This window comes from Longimicrobium sp. (genome assembly GCF_048594345.1).
Taxonomy (GTDB): domain Bacteria; phylum Gemmatimonadota; class Gemmatimonadetes; order Longimicrobiales; family Longimicrobiaceae; genus Longimicrobium.
The window spans coordinates 63,419-71,791 of record NZ_JBMDXM010000151.1 but is presented as its reverse complement, the minus strand read 5'-3'; the positions used below and the strand labels follow the sequence as shown (position 1 = coordinate 71,791).

General features: G+C 72.0%; 6 protein-coding genes. 4 read left to right on the top strand and 2 right to left on the bottom strand.

Going from position 1 to position 8,373, the window contains the following annotated elements; all coding sequences use genetic code 11:
• The first annotated feature begins 171 nt into the window (after window positions 1-171).
• Window positions 172-867, top strand: coding sequence for a lytic transglycosylase domain-containing protein (locus ACOJUJ_RS16645; protein WP_420128022.1), 696 nt, complete (start codon window positions 172-174; stop codon window positions 865-867).
• Between the two features lie 299 nt (window positions 868-1,166).
• Here ACOJUJ_RS16645 and ACOJUJ_RS16640 read toward each other — a convergent pair whose 3' ends face one another.
• Window positions 1,167-2,519: a hypothetical protein gene (locus tag ACOJUJ_RS16640; protein ID WP_420128021.1), complete on the bottom strand. Its 1,353-nt coding sequence runs from the start codon at window positions 2,517-2,519 to the stop codon at window positions 1,167-1,169.
• 899 nt (window positions 2,520-3,418) lie between these two features.
• Between ACOJUJ_RS16640 and ACOJUJ_RS16635 the strand changes: the two genes are divergently transcribed.
• Window positions 3,419-4,792: a M24 family metallopeptidase gene (locus ACOJUJ_RS16635; RefSeq protein WP_420128020.1), complete on the top strand. Its 1,374-nt coding sequence runs from the start codon at window positions 3,419-3,421 to the stop codon at window positions 4,790-4,792.
• A gap of 423 nt (window positions 4,793-5,215) precedes the next feature.
• Here ACOJUJ_RS16635 and ACOJUJ_RS16630 read toward each other — a convergent pair whose 3' ends face one another.
• A complete protein-coding gene (locus ACOJUJ_RS16630; RefSeq protein WP_420128019.1) occupies window positions 5,216-6,355 on the bottom strand; it encodes an FAD-dependent monooxygenase in 1,140 nt (379 codons plus the stop codon).
• A gap of 626 nt (window positions 6,356-6,981) precedes the next feature.
• Here ACOJUJ_RS16630 and ACOJUJ_RS16625 point away from each other — a divergent pair.
• Together ACOJUJ_RS16625 and trxA are read left to right on the top strand one after the other, a co-directional pair.
• Window positions 6,982-7,923 (top strand): sulfurtransferase, encoded by a 942-nt coding sequence (locus ACOJUJ_RS16625; RefSeq protein ID WP_420128018.1) that lies wholly within the window; start codon window positions 6,982-6,984, stop codon window positions 7,921-7,923.
• Complete coding sequence (gene trxA, locus ACOJUJ_RS16620; RefSeq protein ID WP_420128017.1) at window positions 7,923-8,369, top strand: thioredoxin; 447 nt, start codon at window positions 7,923-7,925, stop codon at window positions 8,367-8,369. The genes ACOJUJ_RS16625 and trxA overlap by 1 nt, the downstream gene beginning before the upstream one ends.
• Window positions 8,370-8,373: the final 4 nt, after the last annotated feature.

The window sequence follows — 8,373 nt, the reverse complement described above, 5'->3', positions numbered from 1 at the left end:
CACCCTCACACCCTCACACCCTCACACCCTCACACCCTCACACCCTCACACCCTCACACCCTCACACCCTCACACCCTCACACCCTCACCTTGCCCCGCCGCCACCCGCGCCCCATCATGTGCGCCTTCCGGGAAGGCTGGAGCGGCTGACCAGACCAGGGAGGCGACGATTTGAGCACGACAGCCGATCGGTGGATGTACGGCGTCCGCGTGCCGGCGCTGCTTGCGCTGGCCGCGGTTTGTACGGCGGTGGTCCCGGCGGCGGCACAGCAGCCGCAGACCGCAGCCCCGGCGCAGGCCCCGCACCGGGTGGATGCCCCGCGCGAAAAGGCCCTGCCGGCCGTCCCGCGGCCGGAGGGCGAGTTCTGGCGGTGGCTGCGCGATGGCGCGCGGCGGCTGCGCACGCTGGACGGTGGGCCGGTGGCCTTTGCCGCGCGCTACCGCATCAGCCCTCAGCTGGCGCGCACCATCCAGGACGCGGCCGAGGCGCAGGGGCTGGACCCGGACCTGGGGTTCCGGCTGGTGCGCGCGGAAAGCAACTTCAACCCGCGGGCGCGCAGCCATGCCGGCGCGCTGGGGCTTACGCAGCTCATGCCCAACACGGCGCGCTGGCTGAACCGCGGGATGACGACGCCCGAGCGCATCATGCAGCCGGAGGCCAACCTGGCCGCCGGCTTCCGCTACCTGCGGCGCCTGATCGACAAGTACGACGACCTGCGCCTGGCGCTGCTGGCCTACAACCGCGGCGAAGGCGCCGTGGACCGCGACCTGCGCCGCGGCCGCAACCCCGAAAACGGCTACTCCCGCCGTGTCCTGGGCACCGGCCTGGAACGCTACCGCGGCGACGGCCGGCAGGCGCCGGACTAGGCCCTCACCCCGGGGGCCTCACCCCGGCTCGTTCCTCGCCTGCCCCTCTCCCACAAACAGCGTGGGAGAGGGGATAAACGTCACACAGGCCTTCCGGCGAACCGGAAGACCCGTCGCGTTGAGGAGCGGTCGGCAACTCTGTTGCCGTTACGCAGTTGAAGCCCCGTTCCGCGAGCGCAAGCGAGCCGAATGGGGGGTATCGCTTTCCCAGCAGCGGGTTTACCCGCTCATCTCCGCCGCTCATCCTGCGCCGCTCATCCGGCGCCGCTCCTCCCACGCGTCGTCGCCCCGCTCCAGCTTCACGTCCCGTAGCGCTCCTCCGGCTCCCGCGCGCGTGCCCGCCGCTCCGGCCGCGTTTCCGTCGCGTCGACCAGCGCGGTGATCCAGGCGCGCATCACGGGGTCGACGGGGATGGCGAGCAGGTCGGCGGCGGCGCCGGCGGGGCGGGGAACGCGGGGGATGTCGACGGGCGGCAGCGTGCGCGCAAGGCCACGCTCCAGCATCAACCCACGCAGCTCCTCGATCCGCGACAGTGCGTCCTCCGTGTCCGCGGCGGGCGGGACGATGCGCGGGATGCGCGCGCCGAACAGCCCATCCGCGATCGTTGCCTCCAGCGCGGCGGCGCGCGGCAGGTGCGCGGCGAACGCCCTCAGGTCCGCGTCCAGCGCGCGCAGGTTGCCGGGCGCATCCACCGACACCAGTTCCGTGGAGAGGGTAAAGGCGTGCTCGCGCGCGTCCAGCGGGATCGCGCGGCCCAGCATCACGCAGCCGGGATTCACCTCGCCGTAGGGGTCGCGGATGCGGATCTCGGTACCATCGAGCAGCGACCGCACTACGGCGATCTCGTCATCCACCCGTAGCAGCACCTGAAAGGCCCCGGCGACCGAGTCCAGGAGCGCCCGCGCAGCCGTCCGCCGAGCTTCCGGCCAGCGGCCGCCCTCGTCCGAGGCGAGCAGCGTGGCCAGGATCGGCTCGCCGTGCGCCAGGGTCGGGCGCTCGGCCAGCGCCCACTCCATGCGGCGATGGACGGAGCGCAGGCCCGCGTCGCCCTCGTCGTCCGCCGCGCTCCAGCGCTCGCCGTACCAGTAGGTGGATTCCACCTCCAGCTCCAGCAGCGCATCGTGCGCGGCCCACGTTTCCGCCGCGGCGAGCACGCGCTCCGCCGCGCGGGCCAGCGCCTCCGCCGGGTGCAGCGCGCGAATGCCGGCCACCACCTCGTAGTCCGGGTGCGTCAGCAGCATCAGGGCGTGGCCGTGGTGCTCCAGCGCCGCCTCCACCAGCCACTCCGACGCCAGCGCGAGCGACGCCGTGTCCGGCCGGGGAAGCTGCTCCGCGGCCGAGAACGGCAGCGCGCGCCGCAGCCGCTCCATCGACCCGTGCAGCCGTGCCGCGGCCGCTCCCAGCGCTTCCGCGGAAGGGGCGCCGGGGGCGTCCACCACGTGCGCCACGATGCGCTCCGCCAGCGACGCCGCGTCGCGCGCCACGGCGGCGGACGGGTCTTCGCCGTCGGGGGGCAGCAGCGCGGCCAGCGCGGCGCCCTCGCTGGCCGTGGCGAGCACGCGGACGGCATGGGCCGCCTGCGGCGCCAGGGCGATCAGCCGCGCCCCGGCGGGAAGCGTGCGTTCGGGGCGGTGCGTGACGGATGCGGTCATCGGACGGCCTTGTGCGGGTAGATCTACGGGGCGTTCACCCCGTCCAACTCACTACGCAATATATTCGCCAGTATCTTCGCTCTTCGTTCGGGAAACGAATGGACAGGCGCCTAACCGGTGATCTGAGCCGATCCTACAACGTGCGGGGGAGGGGATTGGGCTGCTCCACAATCAGGTGTGGAATCGGGGGGAGCCGCGCGCCGACTGGCATGCTCTGGAGGTCCAGTCGCGGCATGCAAAGTCACCAGCGGCGATCTGGAGCGTGGGTCGTCGCGATCCGCCTGGTTGCGTGCCGTCGGCCTTGCCGGGGCGAATAAATTCGCGGCAACAACTACACAAAGTCCGCCTGCGCGGACTCGGCGGCCCAGCGGTGTGCACAGTTCCAGGCACCTGCGCGTCCGCAACCGGAGGCATGCACTGGAGCGTGTGGATCGATCCCGTCTCCATCCACCGAATTGTCATTCCGAAGGAGCGCCGCACCGCACCTGCCGACGTCCCGAACGCGGCGCGCGACTGAGAAAGCTACCGTCGTCATTCTCGTGACTGGCCGCAGTGCACGGCACCCGCGGCTACAGTCCGCGGAGGCGGACTTCGCGCCTTTCCAGCGGCGAATTCATTCGCTCCTTGTGCAGACGCGGCGGCGAGTGTGTGTGGGTTTGCGTGCATCTGCGCGTCCGCAACGGGAGGAGCGCCGCGTCGACGGGGGCGAGTCCCGGATCATCCCCGGCTTCTTACCGAATTTGCGGAAATGCCGGCGGTCCGTATCCGTCGTCCTTGCCGTGATGATCTGCTCCGCCCTACACTGCGGCGCGGTTGAAGCTTCGCGCGGTTCGCGAGGCTTTCCGCGGTTTTTGCGGCGCCTTCAGCCGCTCCCGAACCCTCTGGACTACCGCACTCGCATGCGCCTGATCCGCATCCTTGCGCCGGCCCTGGCTCTCGCGGCCACGCTCGCCGCCGCGAACCGGCCGGCATCCGCCCAGGAACGGCCGTTCGGCACGCTGCGCGAGCAGGCGCAGGTGCGGCAGGAGTGGCTTCGGCTGCGGCTGGAGCGCGTGCTGCCGCGGATCATGCGCGAGCAGGGGGTGCAGATGTGGATCATCCCCGTCCGCGAGTACGTGGAGGATCCCGTGTTCTGGGCGCTCGTCTCCCCAACGACGATGGCGGCGCGGCGGCGGACCATCTACGTGTTCTGCGATCGCGGGGACGGGCGCGGGGTGGAGCGGATCGCCATCGGCGGGAGCGCCCAGGGCGGGCTGTACCGCGTGGTGCGCGACCCCAACGCGGCTACGGGCACCGCCGGCGCGACGGTGCGCCCGGCGGAGCCGTACGGGCCGGACCAGTGGCGCCTTCTGCAGCCCGTGGTGGAGGCGTGCGACCCGCGCACCATCGCCGTCAACATCTCCCACACCCACGCCTTTTCCGACGGCCTGACCGCCGGTGAGTGGGAGCAGCTGCAGTTGTCGCTGTCTCCCGTCTACCGCGGCCGCATCATCCAGCGCGAGCTGCTGGCGCTGCACTACCTGGAAGAGCGGCTTCCGGAGATGCTGCCCACGTACGAGCGGATGCAGCGCGTGGCGCACGACATCATCCGCACCGCCTTTTCGTTCGAGGTCGTGACGCCGGGGGTGACGCACACGGAAGACGTCGTGTGGTGGATGCGGCAGCGGCTGAACGAGTTGGGGCTGGACACCTGGTTCCAGCCGTCGGTGACGGTGCAGCGGGCGGGGGTGGAGATGGGGGATTCCGCCAATCCCGTCATCCGGCGCGGCGACGTGCTGCACACGGACTTCGGGGTGACGGCGCTGGGGCTGAACACGGATACGCAGCACATGGGCTACGTCCTGCGCCCGGGAGAGACGGATGCGCCCGCCGGGCTGTACGCGGCCCTGCGCCGCGCCAACCGCCTGCAGGACCTGCTGCTGGAGGAGATGCGCCCCGGCCGCACCGGCAACGAGGTGCTGCGGACCACGCGCGAGCGGATGCGGGCGGAGGGGATTGACGGCACCGTCTACTCGCACCCGGTGGGCGACCACGGGCACGGCGCGGGGCCGCTGATCGGGCTGTGGGACCGGCAGGACGGCGTGGTGGGCCGCGGCGACGTGGCGCTGCGCCCCAGCACCTGGTTCTCCATCGAGCTGCAGGCCACCACGCCCGTACCGGAGTGGAACGGCCAGCCGGTGCGCATGGCGCTGGAAGAAGACGCCGCTCTGGGCGCCGACGGAGCCCGCCGTTGGGTCCTCACCCGCCAGGAGCGATTCCACCTGGTGCGGTAGGGTCGCGTAGCCGCCGGGATCGTGGCTCGACGACAGGCATCGAACTGGCGCCCGCCACGCCCCCTCCGGGCTCGTAAACCTCGCCCACCTCCCCCAAAAAAGCCTGGGGGAGGCTGGTGTTGCCGGTGGGGCTGGAACTCGGCGAACAGCATCGAACTGCGCCCGACAGGGCCCCTTTTCCCCCGGCCCCTCCCCGTTCGTTCCTCACGGAGAGGGGAGAACTTCGATCCCGCTCCGACAAGGTGCGTCGCACCTCCCTTCCCCGCGCAGTTTGCGGGGGAGGGCCGGGGAGGGGGGCGGCCCACCATCCCGCGCCGTCCCATCCGAAGCACCCCGCATCCCGCCGTAAGCGCGAGCCCCTCTCCCACGCAGTTTGTGGGAGAGGGGCAGGCGAGGAACGAGCCGGGGTGAGGGCCGGGGCCCCTACGCGTCGAACGCGAACATGCGCCCCATCGTGGCGCGCATCACGGCCGCGGGGGTGGCGCGCATCAGCACGTCGCGCACGCGCACCGCGGCGGCGTGCTGCCACTGCGCCACCTGCCCGTAGCGCAGCGACTCGCGCGTGATCCACGCCGTGCGCCGAAAGCGGCGGCGTTCAAAGGCGCGCAGCGCGGCCGGAACGTCGTCCGTCTCGCACAGGCAGCGGGCCAGGACGGCGGCGTCCTCGATGGCCATGCATCCGCCCTGTCCCAGGTTGGGCGTGGTGGGGTGCGCCGCGTCGCCCAGCAGCGTCACCCGGCCGCGGCCCCAGCGGCGCACCGGCGGGCGGTCGTAGGTGCCGTTCTTCAGGATCTCGTCGTCCGGCGTGGACTCGATCAGCCGCGGGATGGGGTGATGCCAGTCGCCAAACAGGCGCAGCAGCCGCGCCTTGCTCCCCTCCGCGCCGTCGTCCGCCCCCGCCGCCTCGTTCGCCGTCGCCCACCACGCTACCCGCCCTTGGCCGATGGGCACCGTGCCGAAGCGCAGTCCGCGCCCCAGCGTTTCCGTCAGTGTGTGCCACTCCACCGCCCCCGCCGGCGCCACCCCGCGCCAGACCGGGTAGCCGCGGTAGACGGGATCGCCGTCGCCCAGCACCTGCCGGCGCACCGCCGACCACAGCCCGTCCGCGCCCACCACGAACGAGCCCTCCACCGTCCCCGCCTCACCGAAGTCTGCCTCCACCCCGTCCGCCGTCTCCGACAGGCGCGCGAACTCGGCGCCGGTGCGGATGGCCCACGGCGGCAGCGCATCGGCCAGAACGGCGTGCAGGTCGGCGCGGTGGATGAGGACGGCGGGCGCGTCAGCGGCGGGAAGAGGCATGCCGGCCAGCAGGTCGCCGCGCGATGTGCGCATCTCCCCGCCCACGAAGCGGAAGCCGCGGCGCAGGATCTCGTCCAGCAGCCCCCAGCGGCGCAGCTGGCGGGTGGCGTTGGGCCACAGGCTGATGCCCGCGCCCACCTCGCGCAGCTCCGGCGCGCGTTCGTACACGTCTGCCTGGATGCCGGCCCGCCGCAGCGCGATGGCCGCCGACAGCCCGCCGATCCCCCCGCCGACCACGATGGCCGCGGCATTCGTGTCCGTCATCGTCCGTTTCCTCGCGCCCGTTGCCGTCCCCCGCCCGCGGCACGCGCCGCGGGCTTCAATCGGCAAGCTAATCGGCCCCTTCCCGGCGCAGGATAGGGAACATGACCCTCCGCGCGTGGTGATTTGCCCGACAGAGCGTGGTGCGGGGTGTGGGTGCGCCGACGGGCATCGAACTGCGTCCGCGGGGTGCCCCTCCCCCGGCCCCTCCCCGTTCGTTCCTCACGGAGAGGGGAGAACTTCGGGCGCGCTTCGGCAGAATCCATTCGCATCGTTCGTTGCCGCAGCGCGGAACGTTCGGTCCGGAGCACACCGCCGCCAGCCCCACGCCCAACCTCCCGGGCTTTCGCGCGAGGTGGGCCAGTGGTGCCGGCCCGGAGGGGGCCCGCACCGACGCCATCCGGAGCACCCCCCACGCCGTCGTAACGTCAAGCCCCTCTCCCACGCAGTTTGTGGGAGAGGGGCAGGCGAGGAACGAGCCGGGGTGAGGCCCCTAAGGGTGCCGCCCCGGCTGGCGTGTCTCGTATGCAAACGATCTTCCGGCCCTTACCTTGCGCCAGCGTCGCGCAGCACGTAACGCTCAGGGCAGCAAGTCAACCCGATCCGCTGAACACACGCGAGGACCGCCGATGCGAAAGCCGCTCTCCCTGCTGGCCGGTGCGGCCATCCTGGCCACCACGGCCGGCTGCCTGGTCTCCATGCCCAGGACCAACCCGCTGCCCCGGTGGGACAGCTCCCTGCTGGTTACCACCGAACGCCTGGCGGAGCGGCTGAACGATCCGCGCACCGTCATCATCCACGTGGGGCGCGACCGCGCCAGCTACGACGCCGGCCACATTCCCGGCGCGCGCTTTCTCCCCCTGTCCGCCATCGTCACCGAGCGCGACGGCAATCCCAACGAGCTGCCGCCCGCGGAGCAGCTGGAGACCGCGTTCGAGGGCGTGGGCGTGAGCGACAACTCCCGCGTGGTGCTGTACGGCGATATGAACGGGCTGCTGGCCGCGCGCGCCTTCTTTACGCTCGACTACCTGGGCAAGATGGACGCGGCGCTGCTGGACGGCGGAATGGAGCAGTGGCGCAAGGAAAATCGCTCCGTAAGCACCGAAGCGCCGTCGTCGGCCACCGGCTCGCTGACCGTGCGCGCCCGTCCGCAGATCGTGGTGGACGCCGACTGGGTGCGCGAGCGGCTGGGGAACGACAGCACCATGATCCTGGTGGATGCACGCGCGCCCGCCGAGTTCACCGGCGAAACCGTCAGCCCGGGCGTCACCCGCCCCGGCCACATCCCCGGCGCGCACAACATCTTCTGGCGCACCTCGATGGTGAGCGAGCAGGACACCCGCCTGCGCTCGCCCGAGGTGCTGCACGCGGCGTACACCCTGGCCGACGCCGCCTTTGGCGACACCGTGGTGACGTACTGCCTGACCGGCGTGCAGGCCAGCCACGCCTACTACGTCGCGCGCTACCTGCGGCGCCCCGTGGTTATGTACGACGGCTCCTTCATCGACTGGAGCCGGCGGGGCGAGGCGTATCCGGTGGAGCGCGGGACGGGAGAAGAAGGAGGGAACTGATGCACACGGCTTCGGCGACCAAAGCGACGGTGGCGTGCCCGCACTGCGGCCGGCTTAACCGCGTGGACCTGGCCCGCGCGGCCGATGGGCCCAAATGCGGCGTCTGCGGCAAGTCCATGCCCCTGGACCGGCCCATTCGGCTTACGGACGCGGAGTTCGACCGCGTGGTGGCGGATTCGCCCGTCCCCGTGCTGGTGGACTTCTACGCCGACTGGTGCCCGCCGTGCAAGATGATGGCGCCCACGCTGGACCAGGTGGCGCGCGACCGCACCGGCCGCGCGCTGGTGGCCAAGGTTGACACCGACGCCAACCCGGGGCTGGCGCGCCGCTTCCGCATCGCCTCCATTCCGACTCTGATCGCATTCAAAGGCGGGGCGGAGGTGGGGCGGGAGCTGGGCGCCATCCCCCGGCAGCGGCTGGACGCGCTGATCGACCGCGCCGGCTGAGGCG

What these genes read in the sequence shown, in the direction of transcription:
- ACOJUJ_RS16640 (WP_420128021.1), bottom strand. Translation starts at nt 2,519, where the DNA reads ATGACCGCATCCGTCACGCACCGCCCCGAACGCACGCTTCCCGCCGGG.
- ACOJUJ_RS16635 (WP_420128020.1), top strand. Translation starts at nt 3,419, where the DNA reads ATGCGCCTGATCCGCATCCTTGCGCCGGCCCTGGCTCTCGCGGCCACG.
- ACOJUJ_RS16630 (WP_420128019.1), bottom strand. Translation starts at nt 6,355, where the DNA reads ATGACGGACACGAATGCCGCGGCCATCGTGGTCGGCGGGGGGATCGGC.
- ACOJUJ_RS16625 (WP_420128018.1), top strand. Translation starts at nt 6,982, where the DNA reads ATGCGAAAGCCGCTCTCCCTGCTGGCCGGTGCGGCCATCCTGGCCACC.
- trxA (WP_420128017.1), top strand. Translation starts at nt 7,923, where the DNA reads ATGCACACGGCTTCGGCGACCAAAGCGACGGTGGCGTGCCCGCACTGC.